Genomic DNA, 20,242 nt, shown 5'->3' on the forward strand with positions numbered 1-20,242 from the left:
CGGCGCGCCGTCGTACCGTGGCAGCGCGCCGGGCGGCGGTTTGCCGCGCGGCGGCGAGTTGTCGCAGGGGCGAACATTCGGCCGGCCTGCGGCCGCGGGCGGCGCCGGTTCGGCGCCCCGTCCCCGTGATGTAACCGTCATTTACACTTGGCGGCGCGGTGCAGCGTTTACAATAAGCGCGATCGAACGACAGGCGGGCGCACGGCCCGTCCTCTTTATACGGATTCATGGCAAAAGCTCCTTATTCCGCCCAGGCACAGGCGTTGCCGCACCGGATGTCGAAGCTCCTCACGGAGATCCGCTGGATTCTCCAGGTCGCGCTCTGCGCCTTTCTGGTGATGGCCCTGCTGAGCTACAGCCGGCGCGATCCAAGCTGGACGCACGCCGCCCAGGTCGATCACATCTCGAACTGGGCCGGCCGCGTCGGCGCGTGGACGGCCGACATCATCCTGCTGCTGTTCGGCCTGTCGGCCTACTGGCTGATCGTGCCGCTCGGGCGGCGCATCGCCGTCAACTACCGCCGCATCACGCGCCACGACGCGATGCCCGACGAACCGGAGCGGCCGATCGGCTGGCTCACCGAAATCCTTGCGTTCGTGCTGGTCGTGCTCGCATGCGACGGCATCGAGGCGCTGCGCATGTGGTCGCTGAAGGTGCAGTTGCCGCGTGCGCCGGGCGGCGTCGTCGGCGAGGCCGTCGCGGGCGCGATGTCGCACGCGTTCGGCTTCACGGGCGGCACGCTGTTGCTGCTGATCGCGCTCGCGATCGGCCTGTCGCTCTATTTCCGCTTCTCGTGGCTGTCGGTCGCCGAGCGTGTCGGCGGCGCGATCCTGTCCGCGGTCAACGTCGCGAAGCTGCGCCGCGAGGCCGAGCGCGACCGCAAGCTCGGCGAGGCCGCGGCGGTGCGCCGCGAAGGCAAGGTCGAAGAGGAGCGCGTGCGCATCGAGGATCACGAGCCGGTGACGATCGTGCCGCCGGTCGTCACGCCCGCGAAGTCCGAGCGCGTCGAGCGCGAGCGCCAGGTGCCGCTGTTTACCGACCTGCCGGGCGATTCGACGCTGCCGCCGGTGTCGCTGCTCGATCCCGCGCCGAAGACGCAGGAGGCGATTTCCGCCGATACGCTCGAATTCACGTCGCGCCTGATCGAGAAGAAGCTGAAGGACTTCGGCGTCGAGGCGAGCGTCGTCGCCGCGTATCCGGGCCCGGTCGTCACGCGCTACGAGATCGAACCGGCCACCGGCGTGAAGGGCAGCCAGATCGTCAACCTCGCGAAGGATCTCGCGCGTTCGCTGTCGCTCGTGTCGATCCGCGTGGTCGAGACGATCCCCGGCAAGAACTACATGGCGCTCGAGCTGCCGAACCAGCGCCGCCAGACGGTGCACCTGTCGGAGATCATCGGCTCCGAGGTGTATGCGGCCGCCTCGTCGGCGCTGACGCTGAGCCTCGGCAAGGACATCGGCGGCAAGCCGGTGTGCGCGGATCTCGCGAAGATGCCGCACCTGCTGGTGGCCGGTACGACCGGTTCGGGCAAGTCGGTCGGGATCAACGCGATGATCCTGTCGCTGCTGTACAAGGCCACCGCCGAGCAGGTGCGCCTGATCCTGATCGATCCGAAGATGCTCGAAATGAGCGTCTACGAAGGCATTCCGCACCTGCTGTGCCCGGTCGTCACCGACATGCGCCAGGCCGGCCACGCGCTGAACTGGACGGTCGCGGAAATGGAGCGCCGCTACAAGCTGATGAGCAAGCTCGGCGTGCGCAACCTCGCGGGCTACAACAACAAGATCGACGATGCGGCGAAGCGCGAGGAGAAGATCCCGAACCCGTTCAGCCTGACGCCGGAAGATCCGGAGCCGCTCGGCCGCCTGCCGAACATCGTCGTCGTGATCGACGAGCTGGCCGACCTGATGATGGTCGTCGGCAAGAAGGTCGAGGAGTTGATCGCGCGGATCGCACAGAAGGCGCGTGCGGCCGGCATCCATCTGATCCTCGCGACGCAGCGTCCGTCGGTCGACGTGATCACCGGCCTGATCAAGGCGAACGTGCCGACGCGCATTGCCTTCCAGGTGTCGTCGAAGATCGACTCGCGCACGATTCTTGACCAGATGGGCGCCGAATCGCTGCTGGGGATGGGCGACATGCTGTACCTGCCGCCCGGCTCGGGCTTGCCGGTGCGCGTGCATGGCGCGTTCGTCTCCGACGACGAAGTGCATCGCGTCGTCGAGAAGCTCAAGGAACACGGCGAGCCGAACTACGTCGAGGGCCTGCTCGAAGGCGGCACCGCCGACGGCGACGAGGGCTCGGCCGGCGCGGGAACCGGCGAAGGCGGCGGCGAGTCTGATCCGCTGTACGACCAGGCGGTCGAGATCGTCATCAAGAACCGCCGCGCGTCGATCTCGCTTGTGCAGCGCCATCTGCGGATCGGCTACAACCGCGCGGCGCGGCTGCTCGAGCAGATGGAGCAGTCGGGGCTCGTGTCGGCGATGTCGTCGAGCGGCAACCGCGAAATTCTTGTGCCGGCGCGCGACGCGGAATGAGTCCGCGGCGCCCGCAGCGCCGGCCACCCAGGGAGAAAACCGCTATATGCAGCAACATTCGTTCGCAATGTCCCTTCGTTCGACGCGGCGCTGGCTCGGCGCGGCGCTCGCCGGCGCATCGCTGATGCTCGCGGCGACGCACGCGTTCGCGGGCGGCACCGAGCAACTGAAGGCCTTCGTGTCGCAGGTGCGTTCGGCGAAGGGCGATTTCACGCAGCAGATCGTCAAGGCGCCGGCCAAGGGCGCGAGCGCCGCGCAGGCCGCGCCGAAGCCCACCGACAATTCGAGCGGCACGTTCGTGTTCGCGCGGCCGGGCAAGTTCATCTGGACGTACCAGAAGCCGTATCAGCAGGTCCTGCAGGCCGACGGCGACAAGCTCTACGTGTACGACCGCGACCTGAACCAGGTCACCGAGCGCAAGCTGAACGGTGCGCTGGGCGCGAGCCCCGCCGCGATCCTGTTCGGCAGCAACGACCTCGACAAGAGCTACACGTTGCGCGATGCCGGCGAGAAGGGCGGCATCGAGTGGCTCGAGATGTTGCCGAAGGCGCAGGACACGCAGTTCCAGCGGATCGGCATCGGCTTCCGGAACGGCACGCTCGCCGCGATGGAGCTGCACGACGTGTTCGGCAACGTCACGCTGCTGACCTTCACGAACATCCAGACGAATCCGTCGCTGAAGGGCGATACGTTCAAGTTCGTCGTGCCGAAGGGCGCGGACGTGATCAACGGCTGACGGGCGCCGCGCACTGCTTTTCCCTAACGGGCCTGCCGGCGACGGCAGGCCCGTGTCGTTTCTGCGCGCGGGCATCAGGCGCCAGGCACCGGGCGCGGACACCAGGCCCGGCGGCGCCGTCGTGCGGCTGTCATAATGTCGGGTCCGGCGGCCGGTTCGGCCGCCATCGTTTGATGTGGAGCGAGGGTTCATGTCCGACCTGTTTCAAGTCGAGCCGCGCCGTCCGCTCGCCGAGGCGCTGCGGCCGAAAACGCTCGCCGAGGTGATCGGCCAGACGCATTTGCTGGGCGAAGGCAAGCCGCTGCGGCTCGCGTTCGAATCGGGCAAGCCGCATTCGATGATCCTGTGGGGGCCGCCCGGCGTCGGCAAGACGACGCTCGCGCGGCTCACCGCGCTCGCGTTCGACTGCGAGTTCATCGCGCTGTCCGCGGTGCTCAGCGGCGTGAAGGACATCCGCGAGTCGATGGAGCAGGCGAGGGACACGCTGAATCGCACCGGGCGCCACACGATCCTGTTCGTCGACGAGATCCACCGCTTCAACAAGGGGCAGCAGGATGCGCTGCTGCCGTTCGTCGAGTCGGGCCTCGTGACCTTCATCGGCGCGACGACCGAAAACCCGAGTTTCGAGGTCAATTCGGCGTTGCTCTCGCGTGCGCAGGTGTACGTGCTGAAGTCGCTGAGCGACGACGAGATGCGCCAGTTGCTGAAGCGCGCGCAGGACATCGCGCTCGGCGGCCTCGCGTTCGACGACAAGGCGATCGATACGCTGATCGGCTACGCGGACGGCGACGCGCGCCGCTTCCTGAACCTGCTCGAACAGGCGCAGACGGCGGCGACGTCGGCCGGCGTCGCGACGATCGATGCCGATTTCGTCGGCAGCGCGATGACGCTGAACGCGCGGCGCTTCGACAAGGGCGGCGACAACTTCTACGATCAGATTTCGGCGCTGCACAAGTCGGTGCGCGGCTCGAGCCCGGACGGCGCGCTGTACTGGTTCTGCCGGATGATCGACGGCGGCGCGGATCCGAAGTATCTCGCGCGGCGCATCGTGCGGATGGCGTGGGAAGACATCGGCCTGGCCGATCCGCGCGCGTTGCAGGTGGCGAACGACGCTGCCGAAACCTACGAACGGCTCGGCTCGCCGGAAGGCGAGCTCGCGCTCGGGCAGGCCGTGATCTATCTCGCGTGCGCGGCGAAGAGCAACGCCGGCTACAACGCGTTCAACCAGGCGATGGCGTTCGTGAAGCAGGACAAGTCGCGCGAGGTGCCCGTGCACCTGCGCAACGCGCCGACCAAGCTGATGAAGGAGCTCGGCTACGGTCACGCGTATCGATACGCGCACGACGAGCCGAACGCGTACGCGGCCGGCGAGACGTACCTGCCGGACGGGATGCGCGAGCCGCGCTGGTACCAGCCGGTGCCGCGCGGGCTCGAATCGAAGATCGCCGACAAGCTTGCATGGCTGCGCGAGCTCGATCGCGAGGCCGGCAAGAAGGACTGACGGCGCTGCCGCGGATGCGTCAGCGCTTGCGGCCCGGCTGTTGTTTCTTCCAGTATTCGAACGGCTCTTCGTGGCATTCGATGTCGAGTTCGGCGACCCGCGCATGCAGGCGTTCCTGCGCGTCGGCGATCGCGAGGTTGTAGACCGCCGGCGCGATTTCCTGGATGAAGAAATGCAGCAGCGCGCCGGCCTGGATGTTGCCGATCGGCTCGTCCATGTTTTCTGTGAAATAACGTTGCAGCGACGCGATCGCGCGATCGCGTAGCTCCTTGTCGAGTTCGATGCTCATCGGATTCCCCGGGGGCTGTGACGCGGAGCCGACGCTCCGCTCGATTCGTTGCCGCCAGACGGCGCGGGCGTGTTGCGATCCGTCATGGCGAGGCGCGCGGCAATTCGCCGGGCGCCGATGCCGCGGACTGCCAATACGATACCGCCATGGCCGCCCATTTGCGGCATCGTCCGTCCGGACGACGCCGTGGCCGCCGCCGGGTGCGTTAGAATTCCCGTCTTACACAACGATTTTTCCAAGTCCTCCCATGCTCGACATCCAGTTGCTGCGCAAAGACCTCGACGGCGTCGCCAAGCGCCTCGCCGATCGCGGCTACACCCTCGACGTTGCCGCGTTCTCCGCGCTCGAAGCGGAACGCCGCGCGATCCAGACCCACACCGAAGAGCTCCAGGCGCGCCGCAACAGCCTGTCGAAGCAGATCGGCGCGATGAAGGGGAAGGGCGAGGACACGTCGGCCGTGATGGCCGAGGTCGGCGGGATCGGCGACGAGATGAAGGCGGGAGAAGCCAAGCTCGGCGAGATCCAGGCGCGCCTGTCCGACCTGATGCTGGGCATGCCGAACGTCGCGCACGAAAGCGTGCCGGTCGGCAAGGACGAAGCCGACAACGTCGAGGCGCGTCGCTGGGGCACGCCGCGCCAGTTCGATTTCGAGGTGAAGGATCACGTCGACGTCGGCACGCCGCTCGGCCTCGATTTCGAGACGGGCGCGAAGCTCGCCGGTGCACGCTTCACGATGCTGCGCGGCCCGATCGCGCGCCTGCACCGCGCGCTCGCGCAGTTCATGATCGACACGCACACGCAGCAGCACGGCTATACCGAAACGTACACCCCGTACATCGTCAATCCCGAGATCCTGTACGGCACGGGCCAGTTGCCGAAGTTCGCGGACGACATGTTCCGCGTCGAGAAGGGCGGTGCGGAAAACACGGTCACGCAATACCTGATCTCCACGTCCGAGATTTCGCTGACGAACACCGTGCGCGAGTCGATCGTCGACGCGTCCGCGCTGCCGATCAAGCTCACCGCGCATTCCCCGTGCTTCCGCTCGGAAGCCGGTTCGTACGGCCGCGACACGCGCGGGATGATCCGTCAGCACCAGTTCGACAAGGTCGAGATGGTGCAGGTCGTCGCGCCGGAAACGTCGTACGCGGCGCTCGACGAAATGGTCGGCCACGCGGAAGCGATCCTGCAGAAGCTCGGCCTGCCGTACCGCGTGATCACGCTGTGCACGGGCGACATGGGCTTCTCGGCCGCGAAGACGTTCGACCTCGAGGTGTGGTTGCCCGCGCAGAACACCTATCGCGAAATCTCGAGCTGCTCGAACACCGAGGCATTCCAGGCGCGCCGGATGCAGGCGCGGTTCCGCAACGCGCAAGGCAAGCCGGAGCTCGTGCATACGTTGAACGGTTCGGGCCTGGCGGTCGGCCGTACGCTCGTCGCGGTGCTGGAGAACTACCAGAACGCGGACGGCTCGGTCACGGTGCCGGACGTGCTGCGTCCGTACATGGGCGGCATGGAGCGGATCGACGCGCCTGCACAGGCGTCGTAACGCGGGCCTTCCGAAGCCCCGCAAAAAAATTTGCCGAGGGGGCTTGTCAGCCAAGAAAAGATCGTTTTATAATCTTTTCTTTCGCGGGAGTGACCAACCGCGAAATGCAGTAAGGAAGGAGAGGTGGCAGAGTGGTCGAATGTACCTGACTCGAAATCAGGCGTACGGTTTCCCCGTACCGTGGGTTCGAATCCCACCCTCTCCGCCAAAATACGAAGCCCCTTGATCCGGAAGGATCAAGGGGTTTTTCGTTTTGGGTCGCCGGTGCAATGCGTCGATTGTCGATGCTGCGGCGACAGGCCGGCTACCGGCGGATCGGATCGTGCCGAGACGATGGCGATCCACCGCGCGCACGATCGTGCCGCAGCTTCGATGCAGACTCGCTGCATCACGACCGCCACCGCCCGATGACGAACCGACTGTCGGAAGTCCTGACGGTTATTGCATGGCGGATTGCGGCCATCGCGGTCGTGGGCGTTCGCAACGCGCGTCGAGCGCGCCGCAGGCAAGGGCCACGTTCAATGAGGCGTGACGGCGTCGCTGCGACACCGGGTGCGTGCAAAACCGGATGCCGGCGCGCCGACCGTTTCAAGCGGCACACGCCGGCTTCCGCACAATCCTTACCGAACGATCACGCCGCCGTCGGATACTGCGCCAGCACCCTGTCGCGGATCGATGGCTTGATGTTCGATTGCGCCATGTCGCCGCGATAGTGCGCGACCACGCGCGGGTTCATCACGCGATACCAGAGCGGCGGCACGTACGCGAACAGGATCATCGTCGCGTAGCCGGCCGGCAATTGCGGCGCATCGTCGAAGTGGCGCAGCGCCTGGTACGAGCGCGTCGGATTCGCGTGATGGTCGGCGTGTCGCTGCAACTGGTACAGGAACAGGTTCGTGACGACGTGATTGCTGTTCCACGAATGCTGCGGCGTACAGCGTTCGTAGCGGCCGCTCGGCAGCTTGCGACGGCCGAGCCCATAGTGCTCGACGTAGTTCACGACTTCGAGCAGCGACGCGCCGTAAGCGGCCTGGATCACGAGGAACGGGATCACGACCTTGCCGGCCATCGCGATCGCGATGCCCCACACGACGGCGGTCATCGCCCACGCGTGCAGCACTTCGTTGCGCCAGGTCCACGGCGAATGCCCGAGCCGTTCGAGGCGGGCCTTTTCGAGCCGCCACGCCGAGCGGATGCCACCCGTCACCGTGCGCGGCAGGAATGCCCAGAACGACTCGCCGTAGCGCGCGCTCGCCGGATCCTCGGCCGTCGCGACGCGCACGTGATGGCCGCGATTGTGCTCGACGTAGAAGTGGCCGTACGCGACGGGCGCGAGCGTGACCTTCGCGAGCCAGCGTTCGAAGCGGTCGGTCTTGTGTCCGAGCTCGTGCGCGGTATTGATCGAGATGCCCGTCGCGGCGCCGAGCGACAGCGCGAAGCCGACGTAGTCGTACCACGCGAGCGCGTGCGTGCCGACGATCCGCACGCACGTGAAGAACGCGACGTATTCGACGAAAGTCGCGAGATAGACGATGTACCGGTAATAGCGCTCGCGTTCGAGATGCGGCACGGCGGCTTCGGGCGGATTGTCGCGATCGTCGCCGATCAGCGTGTCGAGGATCGGGATCACGCCGAACGCGAACAGCGGACCGAACCACCAGAACACGTGAAGGCCCGTCGACAGCGCGAGCTGCGCGGCGAGGATCGGCAGCGTAATCGTCAGCGCGCCGAGCAGCCACAGGTAACGCTTGCCATCCGACCAGCCCGAAGCCGATCCGTCGGTCGTTGCCATTGTCTCCCTCCAGTCGGCCGGCCCGCGGGCGGCCGCATGCAGATTGTTCGAATCGTCGTGGTCCGCCGCGTGCGCGGCGGCGCCGGATCGCTGCCCGGTTCTGCCTGTTATACGACTGGGTGCGCGCGCTTGCCAAACTCTGGCGCTAGGCGCGTCGCTCCAAACGACGGGGTGCGCGCAACGTGCGTCGGGAAGGGGCCGGCACGCGCCGATTGAAACATGCCGCCGACGGCGGATCGGCCCGCGGCGGCGACGCGTTTGTCAGACGAATGGCTCGCCGTGCCGCGTGCACAGGCCGGTATGACGGGGCTGCAACATATGTTGCGTCGCAATAACCGGGCTGGCGAAGAAGGGGCACCGCGCGCTTTCCGCCTGCTTATATTACGTAGCATTACGGTCGCGGCAACGCAATGCAATGCGAGTCAAAACCGGCCGGCCGCGCATCGCAAGGAGAACGACGCGAATTGCCGGAGCATGAGATCGCGCTTACCGTCCGCCCGCCTGCGTCGATGCATCGATGCTGCATCTGCACATCGAGCGGCGCGTATCGTCGCTGATGACATCTGCCGCCTTTCGATCCGCGCCGCCATTTGAAAATTACGATTTGACTCATGCCCCGCTTTCGGTTGAAGCTACTAGCTTGCTGTCCGAAGGGGGCTGTGCCTGCATGAGTTCGACCTTGACCGTTCGTCGTATCGCTGCCGATCAGGGCGGTGTGTATCGCGAACTCCGCGCCGCATCGCTGCGTGAGCCCTACGCACCCGGCGAAGCGCCGGAGGCCGAATTGCTGACCGTCGAAACGGACGCGGCGTCGGCGATTGCCGCGCAGCGCGCTGTCTCTGATGAGTCGACGACTTTCCTGCTGTACACCGAAGGCCACCCGGCCGGCATGATCGGCGCGTATTTCGACAACACGCCCGATCGGCGCGCGTTCGTCAGCGAATTGTGGGTGGCGCATGCGGTGCGTCACCTGCGCGGCGGCGTGCTGCTGCTGGAGACGGCCACCGCATGGCTCGCCGAGCGCGGCGCCACCGACGTCTACGCATGGATCGCCGATGCGAACCGCAACGCGATCCGCTTTTACGAGCGTGCCGGTTTCGGCAACACCGGCGAACACGCGCCGATCGCGCGCATACCGGGCGCGATGAAATCGCTGTTCGTGTCGCAGGTGAAGCACTGACGCGACCTCAAAATACCCAGCCGCGCGGCGCGATGACGGCCCGTTCGCCCGCTGGCCTGCCCGTTGGCCGGTGGCGCGTCCGCCCGTGCCGCCGCAACCCCGCGTCCCAAAAATAATGGCCGCGTGCGTGGACGCCTGTAAAATACGCAAAAAATTTTTGCAGAGTGTCCATGTCGCTTAAAAAATCGCCATTCTTCGAGCTGCGCAGCGGATCGGTCGATACGTTGCTGTTCACCGTGAAGACGACCGATCTCGATGCGTTGCGTGCCGAACTGGTCAAGCGCTTCGAAGCGACTCCCGAGTTTTTCGCCGACGATGTCGTCGCGATCGACGTCCGCCGCCTGGCTGACGGCGAACGCGTCGCGCTCGCGGACATCCGGCAGATGCTGAACGACGTGCGGATGCGCCCGGTGGGCGTCGTCGCACTGGCAACGCAGGGCTGGGCGGGGGAAGCCGGTCTGCCGTTGCTGGAGGCGCGCGATCGCCGCGCGCCGGCGGCGAAACCTGCCGACGAAGCGGAACCGGCGGCCGTGCCAGCCGCCGCGACCGCCGCCGCTCCCGCAGCCGCGGCGGCGCCCGAACAGCCGTCGGAGCCCGCGCCGACGCTCTTGCAGGCCGGCGGCCAGACGCTGGTGATCGACCGGCCGTTGCGTTCGGGGCAGCAGATTTACGCGAAAGGAGACCTCGTGGTGCTCGCGCCGGTCAGTCACGGCGCGGAAATCATCGCGGAAGGCAATATCCACATCTACGCGCCGTTGCGCGGCCGCGCGCTAGCGGGCGTGCACGGCAATCACGACGCGCGCATTTTCTGCACGTGTCTCGAACCGGAACTGATTTCGATCGCGGGTATCTATCGAACGACCGAGAACCCGCTGTCCGCCGACGTACTGGGCAAATCGGTGCAGATCCGGCTCGAAGAGGAAAAACTGATGATCGAACCGCTGCGCCTGACGTGATTCACGCGGTGCGCTCCGGATCGATCGGCTCTCATTGACGAACACAGGGTATTGGGTAAATGGCAAAAATCATCGTGGTGACCTCGGGCAAGGGCGGCGTTGGCAAGACGACGACGAGCGCGAGCTTCGCGTCGGGCCTCGCGCTGCGCGGCCACAAGACGGCCGTGATCGACTTCGACGTCGGCCTGCGCAACCTCGATCTCATCATGGGCTGCGAGCGTCGCGTCGTGTATGACCTCGTGAACGTGATCCAGGGCGAAGCGAACCTGAACCAGGCGCTGATCAAGGACAAGAAGTGCGAGAACCTGTTCATCCTGCCGGCGTCGCAGACGCGCGACAAGGATGCGCTGACGCGCGACGGCGTCGAGAAGGTGCTGAACGACCTCGTCGCGATGGACTTCGAATACATCGTCTGCGATTCGCCGGCCGGTATCGAGGCCGGCGCGCTGCATGCGATGTACTTCGCGGATGAAGCGCTGATCGTCACGAACCCGGAAGTGTCGTCGGTACGCGACTCGGACCGCATTCTCGGCATCCTGTCGTCGAAGACGAAGCGCGGGACCGAAGGCAAGGAGCCGATCAAGGAACACCTGCTGATCACGCGTTACAGCCCGAAGCGCGTGAGCGAAGGCGAGATGCTGTCGCTGGAAGACATCAGCGAGATCCTGCGCATCAAGCTGATCGGCGTGGTGCCCGAGTCGGAAGCCGTGCTGCACGCGTCGAACCAGGGTTTGCCGGCCGTGCACATCGACGGCACCGACGTCGCGGAAGCGTACAAGGACGTCGTCTCGCGCTTTCTCGGGGAGGACAAGCCGCTGCGCTTCACCGATTACCAGAAGCCGGGCCTGCTGCAGCGCCTCTTCGGCAGCAAGTAACGGAGGCCGCCCATGTCCATCCTTTCGTTTCTCCTCGGCGAGAAGAAGAAGTCCGCATCGGTCGCGAAGGAGCGCCTGCAGCTCATCATCGCGCACGAGCGGGTCGGCGGCCGGCCGCCGGCCGATTACCTGCCGGCGCTGCAGAAAGAGCTCGTCGCGGTCATCTCGAAGTACGTCCATATTTCGGACGATGACATCCGCGTGAGCCTGGAGCGCCAGGACGACCTCGAAGTCCTCGAAGTGAAGATCGAGATTCCGCAAGCCTGACGCTTGCGCGTATCCCTCCGCACGGCGGCGCCCGCCGCCGTGCGCGTCTTACGCCCTGTTGCACTTTCGGGCACGCCGTAACACGGCGCCTGTCGGCCGTAATCGACTCTCCCGCATTGAACGAATACGCTCGCGTGACTTGTTCAACCTGGAGGTTGTGATGGCCGTCTCTACCGCTTCACGTCGTATCGTTTCGCTCGCGCTGTTTGCCGCGGGCCTGTCAGCCGTCGTCGCACCGTTCGCCGCGCATGCGGACGAGATCCTCGTCGGTACGCCCGTGCTCGCGCCGCAGGGGCGTATGGTCATCGCGGAGCCGGTCGCCGTGCGCACCGAGGAAATCGTCGTCGTCGCGCCGAATGCGCCGCCGCCCGTACGCTACGAGATCGTACCGGCCACGCGCGTGGGCTACGTGTGGGAGCGCGGGCACTGGCACTGGGATCATGGCCGCTACGTGTGGATCGGCGGCCACTGGGAAACCGAGCGCGTGGGCATGCAATGGGTGCCCGGGCATTGGGACCAGCGCGGCCCGAACTGGTTCTGGACGCGTGGCCACTGGGCTTGACGGAGGCGCGCGATGAAAAGAACCGCAATCGCCATCGTGCTCGTCGCGATCACGCTGGCCGGGTGCATCGTCGTGCCGGCGCGGCCGGTCTACTACCGGCCGGCGCCCGTCGTGATCTACTGAGCGTCGCGCGGGCCGTGCCGTTGCGCCGAATCGTTCGCGTCGGTCGCAGCCGGCCCGGCATCGTGCGGCGCCGGCGCATGCACGGGGCTGTCGGCCGCGGCGGCGGCCGGCTCCTCGCCGCCTTCATCGCGCAGCGTGTCGAGCGGATCGGCGGGGGCCGCGTTTGCATCCTGGGGTTCCGTCACGTCGGTCACGTTGCTCGCGGCGGCCGCTGCAGTTGCCGCCGCCGGCGCGACGGCCGCGACGGGCGGCGCGAGATAGCGCTGCGCGAGCGTTTCGTAGAGCGGCGGCGCGAAAAAGCGCGATACGCGGCTCGATACCAGTGCGGTCGCCATCAGCGAAATCACCAGCGCATGACCGTTGATCATTTCCATCACGATCACGAACGACGTGATCGGCGACTGCGTGACGGCGGCAAGATAGCCGACCATCGCGAGCGCGATCAGCATCGGCAGGCTCATGTTGCTGAACACGGTATGCAGCAGGTTGCCGAAGCCGGCGCCGATCGACAGCGACGGCGCGAAGATCCCGCCCGGGATGCCCGGCAGGTAAGACGCGACCATCGAGATCATCTTCAGGAACGGATAGAACACCGACAGCTGCTGGCTGCCGTCGAGCAGGCCGCGCGCCTCCGCATAGCCGCTGCCGAACGTCGTGCCGCCGGATACGAGGCCCACGACGGCGATCATGAAGCCGCACAGCGCGGCGAACGTGATCGGCCGCTCGCGATACAGGCCCAGCAGTCGCGCGGGCAGCCAGCGGCCCGTATTGAGCAGCAGCCAGCAGAACAGGCCGCCCGCGATGCCCGTCACGATCGCGGTGACCAGCACCGCGACCGCCAGCAGCTTCGGGAAATGGAGGCCGGTGTCGATCGTGCCGAAATACGTGTAGTTGCCGTTCAGGCCGAGCGCGACGACGCCGGCGAGGATGATCGCGGTGATCAGTACGCCGCTGGCGCGCGCGGAGAAACTACGGGTCAGCTCCTCGATCGCGAACACGATCCCGGCGAGCGGCGTATTGAAGGCGGCGGACAGCCCGGCCGCCGCGCCGGCCAGCACCAGCTGGCGTTCGATCTGCGCGTTCGAGCGCGGGTAGAAGCGCCGCAGGTTGAACATCAGCGCCGCGCCGACCTGTACCGTCGGCCCCTCGCGGCCGATCGTGAAGCCGCCCAGGATGCCGAGGAACGAGATCAGCACCTTGCCGAACAGGATGCGCAGCGTCAGCAGCCGCGCGCCGAATGCGCTCGGGCGCGCATGCAGCGTCGCGATCACCTGCGGGATGCCGCTGCCCTCGGCGCCGCGAAAAAAGCGCCGCGTGATCCATGCCGACATCGCGGCGATCGCCGGCGTCAGCAACAGCGGCAGCCAGACGGCGTGATCGCGCATCGCGCGGAAGGTCTCGTAACCCCAGTCGATCAACCGGGCGTACAGTACGGCAGCGAGGCCGACGACGATCGCGCCGAGCCAGAAAACACCATATTGGCGCCAGATTCGCAGCGAGCGGCGGGTGAGGGCGGGAAACAGCGCGGGGAGGGCGGGGCGCGGCATTGGGGCGGGCCGGGAGGCAAAGAATGGATTATAAAAAGAACCGGATACCAGCGGGGACGACAAAAGCCCGCGTGGAGCGACAAAAATTCACAAAAGAGATGCAATTTGTTGCAAATGTAATGCGCGCGTAATGTCTGCACATAGCAACCGTCGTTAGCATGCCGAGATGGCCAGTCGAGAATTCCCGCAAATCGTGAAACGCATCCTTATCGTGAAAGTGACGTCGCTCGGCGACGTCGTCCAGACGCTGCCCGTCGTCGCCGACCTGCATCGCGCCTTCCCCGGCGTGACGGTCGACTGGGCCGTGGACGAATCGTGCGCGGAGGTCGTACGCTGGCATCCGGGCGTGAGCGCCGTCCTGTGCGCGCCGCTGCGCCGCTTCAAGAAACTGCGCAATGCCGGCGACCTGAAGGCGATCTCGGCATCGATCGGTGCGTTGCGTGCGCATCGGTACGACGCGGTCATCGATCTGCACGGTGTCTACAAGAGCGCGATCATTGCGTCGCTGGCGCGTGCCGCGCGCCGCGTCGGCTACCAGACGCAGGATCTCGGCGAAACGGGTGCGCGCTTCGCGTATTCGCACCGTTTCGGTCCGCGGCCCGACTGCGATGCATGGCACGGGATGCGCGTGAGTGCCGGCGAAGCGCTCGGCTACGTGCCCGAAGGGCCTGCCACGTACGGCGTGGTCGCGCCGCAGGATGCGAGCCTGCCGGCCGCCGTGACCGACGGCGAGCCGTTCGTGCTGCTGTTCCATGCGACGTCCAATCCCGACAAGAAGTGGCCGGCCGAGCATTGGGCCGCCCTTGCCACGGAGATGATGGCGCGCGGCGTGCGCGTGCTGCTGCCGTGGGGATCGGCGGCCGAGCACGACGATGCGCGGGATATCGCCGCCCGTGCGCCGGGCGCGATCGTGTTACCGGCGATGACGGTGCGCGAGCTCGGTGCGGCGCTCGGCCGGGCCGCGCTCGTGGTGGGCGTCGATACGGGGTTCGTGCACATGGCGCACGCGCTGCAGCGGCCGACCGTGATGATTTTCGTCGCGACGTCGCGCCACCATTGCGGCATCGGCGGCGCACCGACTGCGCTGTCGATCGGCGAGCCGGGCGCGATGCCGACCGTCGACGAGGCGCTGGACGCGATCGATGCGGTTTGCCCGGCCTACGGCGCGTTGCGCGCGCGGCTGTCGGCCTGACGCGGCGCGGCGGCCGCGTTCAGGCCAGCAACACCTCGACCGTGACGACGGCGGCAATGGCCGCCAGATTCGCCAGCAGCGCCTCGAACACGAGGCCGCGCCAGGTCTTCGGCCGGAACCGCAGCGCGAGCAGTAGCGCGCCTCCCAGCGCGAGCGCGAGGATCATGATGAGATCGGCATTGCCGAGGCGGATATTCATGGCGGCGGCTCCTGTCGGGGCGGGATCCCCGGGCGCGCAGCGACGCGCCCAGAATCGAGTATAGAGAGCGCTCGCCGCCGTACAACCCGGGTCGCCCCGGAGGGTCAGACGAGCGACGCGTCGCGCGTTTCGCGCATCAGCAGTACGCCGATCAGGCTGATCGCCGCCGCAATCGACACATAGCCGCCGACCCACGACAGCCCGCCGCGCGCAGCCAGCAGTTGCGCGATATACGGTGCGATCGACGCGCCGAGAATCCCGCCGAGGTTGTACGCGACGCCCGCGCCCGTATAGCGGACGTTGGTCGGGAACAATTCCGGCAGCAGCGCGCCCATCGGCGCGAACGTCACGCCCATCAGGAACAGCTCGATCGTCAGGAACAGCGCGACGAGCGGCATCGAGCCGCTGCCGAGCAGCGGTTCCATCGCGAACCCCGACAGCAGCGCCGCGATCGCGCCGGCGACCAGCACCGGCTTGCGCCCGAAGCGGTCCGACGCCCATGCGGACAGCGGCGTCGCGAGGCCCATGAAGACGACCGCGAAACACAGCAGGCCGAGGAAGCTCTGGCGCGGAATATGCAGCGCCGACACGCCGTACGACAGCGAGAACACCGTCGAGATGTAGAACAGCGTGTAGCACACGACCATCGCGAGCGCGCCGAGCAGCGTCGGCCGCCAGTGTTGCGTGACGAGCGTCGCGACCGGCACGCGCACGCGCTCGTTGCGGTCGAGGGCCGCCTGGAACGCGGGCGTTTCGGTGATCTTGAGCCGCACGTACAGGCCGAGCGCGACGAGCACCGCGCTGACGAGGAACGGAATGCGCCAGCCCCAGCTGCGGAACTGCTCGTCTGACAGCGACAGCGCGAGCGCGAAGAACAGGCCGTTCGACATCAGGAAGCCGACCGAGGGCCCCAGTTGCGGGAACATCCCGAACCAGCCGCGCTTGCCCTGCGGCGCATGCTCGGTCGCGAGCAGTGCCGCGCCGCCCCATTCGCCGCCCAGGCCGATCCCCTGGCCGAAGCGCAGCACGCACAGCAGCACCGGCGCGAGCGCGCCGATCGCGTCGTAGCCGGGCACGAAGCCGATCGCGGTGGTGGATACACCCATCACGAGCAGCGATGCGACGAGCGTCGACTTGCGGCCGATACGGTCGCCGAAGTGCCCGAACAGGAACGAGCCGATCGGGCGCGCGATGAATGCGATGCCGAACGTGACGAACGCGGACAGCGCCTGTGCGGTCGCGGAGCCATGCGGGAAGAACACGGGGCCGATCACGAGCGCGGCGGCCGTCGCGTACACGTAGAAATCGTAGAACTCGATCGCGGTGCCGATGAAGCTCGCGAACACGATGCGCCGGTGGCTGACGGCGCCGGCCGAACCGGTTGCGTGTGCAACGGCCGGGGGGGATGCGGACATGGATGTCTCCGTTTTGTCGTTGGGGCGGTCGGCTGAGCGTGCGCTCGGGCAGGCGACTGCCTGCCGGCGCTGCCGAGCAGAGGATGATGCGGGTGACGCGGTGGCGGCGTGGGCGCGCGCCGGGGCGCGGACGTCACCCGCCGGTCGACGATGGAGACGGGTACGTCGCCGCCGCCCGGTGCCGGCGTGGTCGGCTCGCTTGCCGGGTGGGGCGCGCGAACGCACGCGCGGCGGGATGGCCGCGCGAGTGCGGAAAATTATAGCCAGCGCAGCAGCCCACCGGCAATCGGGGCCGCGGCGGGGCGTCAATCGATCGATTGCGCCTGTGCGGAGGCGGTGCTCTGCAACTGGAAGTGGCCGTCGTCGTTGAAGAGCCAGCCTTCCATCAGTTCGAGCCGGCCGTTGCCGTCGAGCAGCCGCGACGGCGGCGCTGGCAGCGGAGCCGAGCGGCGCAGCGACGCGAGCGCGAGCGCTTCGGCTTCGCTGTCGCCGTTGCTGCGATAGACGGATGCGTTGATCACGCGGCCGCTGCCATCGACGGTGAAGGCCACGACGACGAGCGAACGCAGCATGGCCTGCGGTGTGCCGTGCAGCATGCCGGACGGATTGCGCTCGGCGACACGATGGGCGACCTCGACGCGATACTGGTCGAGGCTGCCGCTGCGTGTGACCGATGGAATCGTCAGGACCGAGCGTAGCGACGAAGGCGGTGTGATCGTGCACGCGGCAAGCAGGGCGACGGCGGCCAGCGTCGCAACACGCAGCCGGGCGACCCGCGGATGGAGAAGGGGGCGCATGAGGTGATGGCCAGGAGGGACGATAAAAAAATGATAGACGCACCGACGCGCGGCGATATGGGGAGAAACGCATAGCGGGCGGAACCGGTCGTTGCGATCGCTGATGACGACGGCCGGGCGCCGCGTCGGGCAACGTGCGTCGTGCGTGTGCGTCGCGATGTGACGCGACATGTGACAGCGTCCACGGGCACGTGCGTGTTGCGAGATTGAAAACCACCGCACGCCGCGATCGTCCGACGGAGCGGCGCGGTCAGCCGTGCGGCAACCTCGGCTCGCCGCCCGCGCGATCGCAAGCGATGCGGGCCGGCCGCGTCAGAAGCCGTGCGTCACGAGCGACAGTACCGACAGGTCGGGGTGCGTGCCGTCGATGATGCTCTTGCCGATGTGCACGGCTTCGTGGGCGGCCTCGTCGATGCTCGCGAAGCTTTCCTCGCCGTCCGCATGGAACGGCACCGCATGGCCGGGCAACGCGGGATTCACGCCCGGATGGCATACGTAGCCGGTGTAGGTATAGCGCGTGTCGCTGCCGGGCATCGCGGCCGGCACGACATGGATCTCGAAGCCTTCGTAATCGACGTGGTCCGTCGCGGTCGACAGGTCGGTCATGGCGATCTCCGTGTGCCGCACGCAAGGGTGGCGCGTGCGGCATCGAATACGCGGCGGCGTTCGTGTCGCCGTGTTGAACGAATTCTAGATGATCGAGCGGCCGGCCGGGAGGCTTCCGGCGCGGTGCGACGCAACGATGGGTTGCTGCCCGGGCCCGTGGCTCAGGTGCCGCGCGAGGTTGGGCACGACCGCGCGTGCCGTTTCGAAGGACGGGTTCGCGCGCTGCGCTGCGTCATTGTTTGCAGCGCGCGTCCTTGCGCTGCACGACGATGATCACCGGGTACTTCTGGCCGTGGTCGAGCTCCACGCGCGCCACGACGGTCAGCATTGCAGGATCGGAATCGTCGTACACGCTGACCTGTTCGTTCCGGAGGTAGGTCACGCCGGTGCAGTTCGACGTGCGTCCGTCGTCGCCCACCTTGCACTGGAGGTCGTTGTCCTTCAGGTAGTTGTAGGGCGACGGGCTCGCGAGGTATTCGCTCAGGCCGCGCGGTGAGCCGCCGACGCCGGTCACATAGGCGATCGCGCACGATGCTTGGGCGTCGCTCCCGGAGGCGGTGTCGGCCGCTGCATGCGTGCTGACGGCAACCAGCAGCGCGGCGAGCGACGAGACGATGAATGGCTTCATGACGTGGGGTTCCCGTTTCGCGAATCGGAGCGCGGGATTGTAACGGCATCCGGCGGGGCGCGTCGGAACGTGCGAAGTGCACGCGTGCGTACAAACAAAAACCCCGTCATTCCGGGAATGGACGGGGTTGGGCGAACTTCCTGGCGGAAGCGGTGAGATTCGAACTCACGGACAGTTTCCCGTCGCTGGTTTTCAAGACCAGTGCCTTAAACCGCTCGGCCACGCTTCCACACGAGGCGGCATTGTAACCGAAATGCCGCCTCGTTCATTCGTTCAGTCGTCGCGCAGGAACAGTTCCTGCAGGTCGTTGAGAAAACGCTGACCAAGCGGCGTCGGCGCGATCTGCGTGAAATCGCGCGTGATCAGTCCGCGCCGCTCCGCCTCCTTCAGCGCCGGCTCGATCGTGCTCATCGGCAGGCCCGTGCGTTCCGCGAAGCTGTGCACGGGGAAGCCCTCGACGAGCCGCAGCGTGTTCAGCATGAATTCGAACGGCAGGTCGCGCGCGCCGACTTCACGCTCCTCCTGCACGGCCGTGCCGGCCTTCGCCTGCTCGATGAAGGTCGCCGGATGCTTGTAGCGGGCCTGCCGCAGGATCCGGTTCGGAAACGACAGCTTCGTGTGTGCGCCCGCGCCGATCCCGAGATAGTCGCCGAAGCGCCAGTAATTCAGGTTGTGCTTGCACTGATGATTCGGCTTCGCGTACGCGGACACTTCATAGCGCCCGTAGCCGGCTTCGGCCGTGCGCGCATGAATCCATTCCTGCATGTCGGCCGACGCGTCGTCGTCGGGGACGACCGGCGGGAACTTCGCGAACAGCGTATTCGGCTCGAGCGTCAGGTGATACAGCGACAGGTGCGGCGGCGCGAACGACAGCGCGGTCTCGATGTCGGTGCGGCATTCGTCGAGCGTCTGGTTCGGCAGCGCGAACATCAGGTCGAGGTTGAAGTTGTCGAAGTTCCTCGCGGCGATCTCGACGGCCGCGCGTGCCTGCGCGGTGTCGTGAATCCGGCCGAGCGCCTTCAGGTGCGCTTCGTTGAAGCTCTGGATGCCGACCGACAGGCGGTTCACGCCGCTTGCGCGGAACTGCGCGAACTTCGCGGCTTCGAACGTACCCGGATTCGCCTCGAGCGTGATCTCGGCATCGGCGTCGAGCGGCAGCAGCGCGCGCACGTCGGACAGCATCCGGTCGAGGCCGGCCGCCGACAACAGGCTTGGCGTGCCGCCGCCGATGAACACGGTATGCACCTGCCGGCCCCACACGAGCGGGAGCGCCTGCTCGAGATCGGCGCGCAGCGCGTCGAGATATTCGGCTTCCGGAAACCGTTCGCCTTTCCATTCGTGCGAGTTGAAATCGCAGTACGGGCACTTGCGCACGCACCACGGGAAATGCACGTACAGCGCGAGCGGCGGCAACGACGTGAGGCGCACCTGGCCGGGCGACGTGAAGGTCGCGACGACGCGCGCGCCGGTTTCCGCGGCCTGGCTCATGTC

At 66.9% G+C, this 20,242-nt stretch carries 19 protein-coding genes and 2 tRNA genes; 11 read left to right on the plus strand and 10 right to left on the minus strand.

Going from position 1 to position 20,242, the window contains the following annotated elements; genetic code table 11:
- Nucleotides 1-227 precede the first annotated feature (227 nt).
- The 3 genes from CFB46_RS08645 (at nt 228) to CFB46_RS08655 (ending at nt 4,774) form a co-directional block, all read left to right on the plus strand.
- A complete protein-coding gene (locus CFB46_RS08645) occupies nt 228-2,537 on the plus strand; it encodes a DNA translocase FtsK (RefSeq protein ID WP_027783800.1) in 2,310 nt (769 codons plus the stop codon).
- 46 nt (nt 2,538-2,583) lie between these two features.
- Nucleotides 2,584-3,273 (plus strand): outer membrane lipoprotein chaperone LolA, encoded by a 690-nt coding sequence (gene lolA / locus CFB46_RS08650; protein ID WP_027783801.1) that lies wholly within the window; start codon nt 2,584-2,586, stop codon nt 3,271-3,273.
- A gap of 190 nt (nt 3,274-3,463) precedes the next feature.
- A complete protein-coding gene (locus CFB46_RS08655) occupies nt 3,464-4,774 on the plus strand; it encodes a replication-associated recombination protein A (protein WP_027783802.1) in 1,311 nt (436 codons plus the stop codon).
- A 19-nt stretch (nt 4,775-4,793) separates the two neighbouring features.
- Here the strand turns inward: CFB46_RS08655 and CFB46_RS08660 are convergent, their stop codons facing one another.
- Nucleotides 4,794-5,063 (minus strand): DUF2164 domain-containing protein, encoded by a 270-nt coding sequence (locus CFB46_RS08660; RefSeq protein WP_027783803.1) that lies wholly within the window; start codon nt 5,061-5,063, stop codon nt 4,794-4,796.
- 247 nt (nt 5,064-5,310) lie between these two features.
- Here CFB46_RS08660 and serS point away from each other — a divergent pair, with 247 nt between their 5' ends.
- Together serS and CFB46_RS08670 are read left to right on the plus strand one after the other, a co-directional pair.
- Nucleotides 5,311-6,612 (plus strand): serine--tRNA ligase, encoded by a 1,302-nt coding sequence (gene serS / locus CFB46_RS08665; RefSeq protein WP_089499762.1) that lies wholly within the window; start codon nt 5,311-5,313, stop codon nt 6,610-6,612.
- 117 nt (nt 6,613-6,729) lie between these two features.
- A tRNA-Ser gene (locus tag CFB46_RS08670) sits at nt 6,730-6,820 on the plus strand.
- 423 nt (nt 6,821-7,243) lie between these two features.
- On the opposite strand, the gene CFB46_RS08675 is transcribed toward CFB46_RS08670, so the two are convergent.
- The gene (locus CFB46_RS08675) at nt 7,244-8,404 is read right to left on the minus strand and encodes an alkane 1-monooxygenase (RefSeq protein ID WP_027783805.1); all 1,161 of its coding nucleotides are present in this window, start codon (nt 8,402-8,404) and stop codon (nt 7,244-7,246) included.
- Between the two features lie 556 nt (nt 8,405-8,960).
- Here CFB46_RS08675 and CFB46_RS08685 point away from each other — a divergent pair.
- The 5 genes from CFB46_RS08685 (at nt 8,961) to CFB46_RS08705 (ending at nt 12,244) form a co-directional block, all read left to right on the plus strand.
- Nucleotides 8,961-9,584, plus strand: a complete 624-nt coding sequence (locus tag CFB46_RS08685; protein WP_227789552.1) for a GNAT family N-acetyltransferase — start codon at nt 8,961-8,963, stop codon at nt 9,582-9,584.
- Nucleotides 9,585-9,754: 170 nt separating this feature from the next.
- Entirely contained in the window at nt 9,755-10,540 is a 786-nt protein-coding gene (gene minC, locus CFB46_RS08690) for a septum site-determining protein MinC (RefSeq protein ID WP_027783807.1), read from the plus strand.
- 59 nt (nt 10,541-10,599) lie between these two features.
- Nucleotides 10,600-11,415, plus strand: coding sequence for a septum site-determining protein MinD (minD, locus tag CFB46_RS08695; protein WP_027783808.1), 816 nt, complete (start codon nt 10,600-10,602; stop codon nt 11,413-11,415).
- A gap of 12 nt (nt 11,416-11,427) precedes the next feature.
- Nucleotides 11,428-11,682, plus strand: a complete 255-nt coding sequence (minE, locus tag CFB46_RS08700) for a cell division topological specificity factor MinE (RefSeq protein WP_006476634.1) — start codon at nt 11,428-11,430, stop codon at nt 11,680-11,682.
- A 160-nt stretch (nt 11,683-11,842) separates the two neighbouring features.
- Entirely contained in the window at nt 11,843-12,244 is a 402-nt protein-coding gene (locus CFB46_RS08705; protein ID WP_027783809.1) for a YXWGXW repeat-containing protein, read from the plus strand.
- A 116-nt stretch (nt 12,245-12,360) separates the two neighbouring features.
- On the opposite strand, the gene CFB46_RS08710 is transcribed toward CFB46_RS08705, so the two are convergent.
- On the minus strand, nt 12,361-13,914 hold the full coding sequence (locus CFB46_RS08710) for a chloride channel protein (protein WP_027783811.1): 1,554 nt from the start codon (nt 13,912-13,914) through the stop codon (nt 12,361-12,363).
- Between the two features lie 193 nt (nt 13,915-14,107).
- Here CFB46_RS08710 and waaC point away from each other — a divergent pair, with 193 nt between their 5' ends.
- Nucleotides 14,108-15,106 (plus strand): lipopolysaccharide heptosyltransferase I, encoded by a 999-nt coding sequence (gene waaC, locus CFB46_RS08715; protein ID WP_027783812.1) that lies wholly within the window; start codon nt 14,108-14,110, stop codon nt 15,104-15,106.
- A 19-nt stretch (nt 15,107-15,125) separates the two neighbouring features.
- On the opposite strand, the gene CFB46_RS08720 is transcribed toward waaC, so the two are convergent.
- From CFB46_RS08720 to hemW, 7 genes are all read right to left on the minus strand, one after another.
- Nucleotides 15,126-15,305 carry a hypothetical protein gene (locus tag CFB46_RS08720; protein ID WP_027783813.1) on the minus strand — a complete coding sequence of 60 codons (180 nt, stop codon included), beginning with the start codon at nt 15,303-15,305 and terminating at the stop codon, nt 15,126-15,128.
- 104 nt (nt 15,306-15,409) lie between these two features.
- Nucleotides 15,410-16,720, minus strand: a complete 1,311-nt coding sequence (locus tag CFB46_RS08725; protein ID WP_027783814.1) for an MFS transporter — start codon at nt 16,718-16,720, stop codon at nt 15,410-15,412.
- A gap of 305 nt (nt 16,721-17,025) precedes the next feature.
- Nucleotides 17,026-17,517 carry an energy transducer TonB family protein gene (locus CFB46_RS08735; protein ID WP_027783815.1) on the minus strand — a complete coding sequence of 164 codons (492 nt, stop codon included), beginning with the start codon at nt 17,515-17,517 and terminating at the stop codon, nt 17,026-17,028.
- A 312-nt stretch (nt 17,518-17,829) separates the two neighbouring features.
- Nucleotides 17,830-18,123: a hypothetical protein gene (locus tag CFB46_RS08740; protein WP_027783816.1), complete on the minus strand. Its 294-nt coding sequence runs from the start codon at nt 18,121-18,123 to the stop codon at nt 17,830-17,832.
- Between the two features lie 232 nt (nt 18,124-18,355).
- Nucleotides 18,356-18,751, minus strand: a complete 396-nt coding sequence (locus CFB46_RS08745) for a hypothetical protein (RefSeq protein ID WP_027783817.1) — start codon at nt 18,749-18,751, stop codon at nt 18,356-18,358.
- 141 nt (nt 18,752-18,892) lie between these two features.
- A tRNA-Ser gene (locus tag CFB46_RS08750) sits at nt 18,893-18,980 on the minus strand.
- A 44-nt stretch (nt 18,981-19,024) separates the two neighbouring features.
- Nucleotides 19,025-20,239, minus strand: a complete 1,215-nt coding sequence (gene hemW, locus CFB46_RS08755) for a radical SAM family heme chaperone HemW (protein ID WP_089499764.1) — start codon at nt 20,237-20,239, stop codon at nt 19,025-19,027.
- Nucleotides 20,240-20,242: the final 3 nt, after the last annotated feature.

Origin of the sequence: Burkholderia sp. HI2761 (genome assembly GCF_002223355.1) — a bacterium.
Taxonomy (GTDB): Bacteria; Pseudomonadota; Gammaproteobacteria; order Burkholderiales; family Burkholderiaceae; genus Burkholderia.

Coding starts and splice junctions, on each gene's coding strand:
- CFB46_RS08740 (WP_027783816.1), bottom strand. CDS start 18,123: ATGACCGACCTGTCGACCGCGACGGACCACGTCGATTACGAAGGCTTC.
- CFB46_RS08725 (WP_027783814.1), bottom strand. CDS start 16,720: ATGTCCGCATCCCCCCCGGCCGTTGCACACGCAACCGGTTCGGCCGGC.
- CFB46_RS08655 (WP_027783802.1), top strand. CDS start 3,464: ATGTCCGACCTGTTTCAAGTCGAGCCGCGCCGTCCGCTCGCCGAGGCG.
- minD (WP_027783808.1), top strand. CDS start 10,600: ATGGCAAAAATCATCGTGGTGACCTCGGGCAAGGGCGGCGTTGGCAAG.
- CFB46_RS08735 (WP_027783815.1), bottom strand. CDS start 17,517: ATGCGCCCCCTTCTCCATCCGCGGGTCGCCCGGCTGCGTGTTGCGACG.
- CFB46_RS08660 (WP_027783803.1), bottom strand. CDS start 5,063: ATGAGCATCGAACTCGACAAGGAGCTACGCGATCGCGCGATCGCGTCG.
- hemW (WP_089499764.1), bottom strand. CDS start 20,239: ATGAGCCAGGCCGCGGAAACCGGCGCGCGCGTCGTCGCGACCTTCACG.
- CFB46_RS08705 (WP_027783809.1), top strand. CDS start 11,843: ATGGCCGTCTCTACCGCTTCACGTCGTATCGTTTCGCTCGCGCTGTTT.
- minE (WP_006476634.1), top strand. CDS start 11,428: ATGTCCATCCTTTCGTTTCTCCTCGGCGAGAAGAAGAAGTCCGCATCG.
- CFB46_RS08710 (WP_027783811.1), bottom strand. CDS start 13,914: ATGCCGCGCCCCGCCCTCCCCGCGCTGTTTCCCGCCCTCACCCGCCGC.
- minC (WP_027783807.1), top strand. CDS start 9,755: ATGTCGCTTAAAAAATCGCCATTCTTCGAGCTGCGCAGCGGATCGGTC.
- CFB46_RS08675 (WP_027783805.1), bottom strand. CDS start 8,404: ATGGCAACGACCGACGGATCGGCTTCGGGCTGGTCGGATGGCAAGCGT.
- CFB46_RS08720 (WP_027783813.1), bottom strand. CDS start 15,305: ATGAATATCCGCCTCGGCAATGCCGATCTCATCATGATCCTCGCGCTC.
- CFB46_RS08685 (WP_227789552.1), top strand. CDS start 8,961: ATGACATCTGCCGCCTTTCGATCCGCGCCGCCATTTGAAAATTACGAT.
- CFB46_RS08745 (WP_027783817.1), bottom strand. CDS start 18,751: ATGAAGCCATTCATCGTCTCGTCGCTCGCCGCGCTGCTGGTTGCCGTC.
- lolA (WP_027783801.1), top strand. CDS start 2,584: ATGCAGCAACATTCGTTCGCAATGTCCCTTCGTTCGACGCGGCGCTGG.
- CFB46_RS08645 (WP_027783800.1), top strand. CDS start 228: ATGGCAAAAGCTCCTTATTCCGCCCAGGCACAGGCGTTGCCGCACCGG.
- serS (WP_089499762.1), top strand. CDS start 5,311: ATGCTCGACATCCAGTTGCTGCGCAAAGACCTCGACGGCGTCGCCAAG.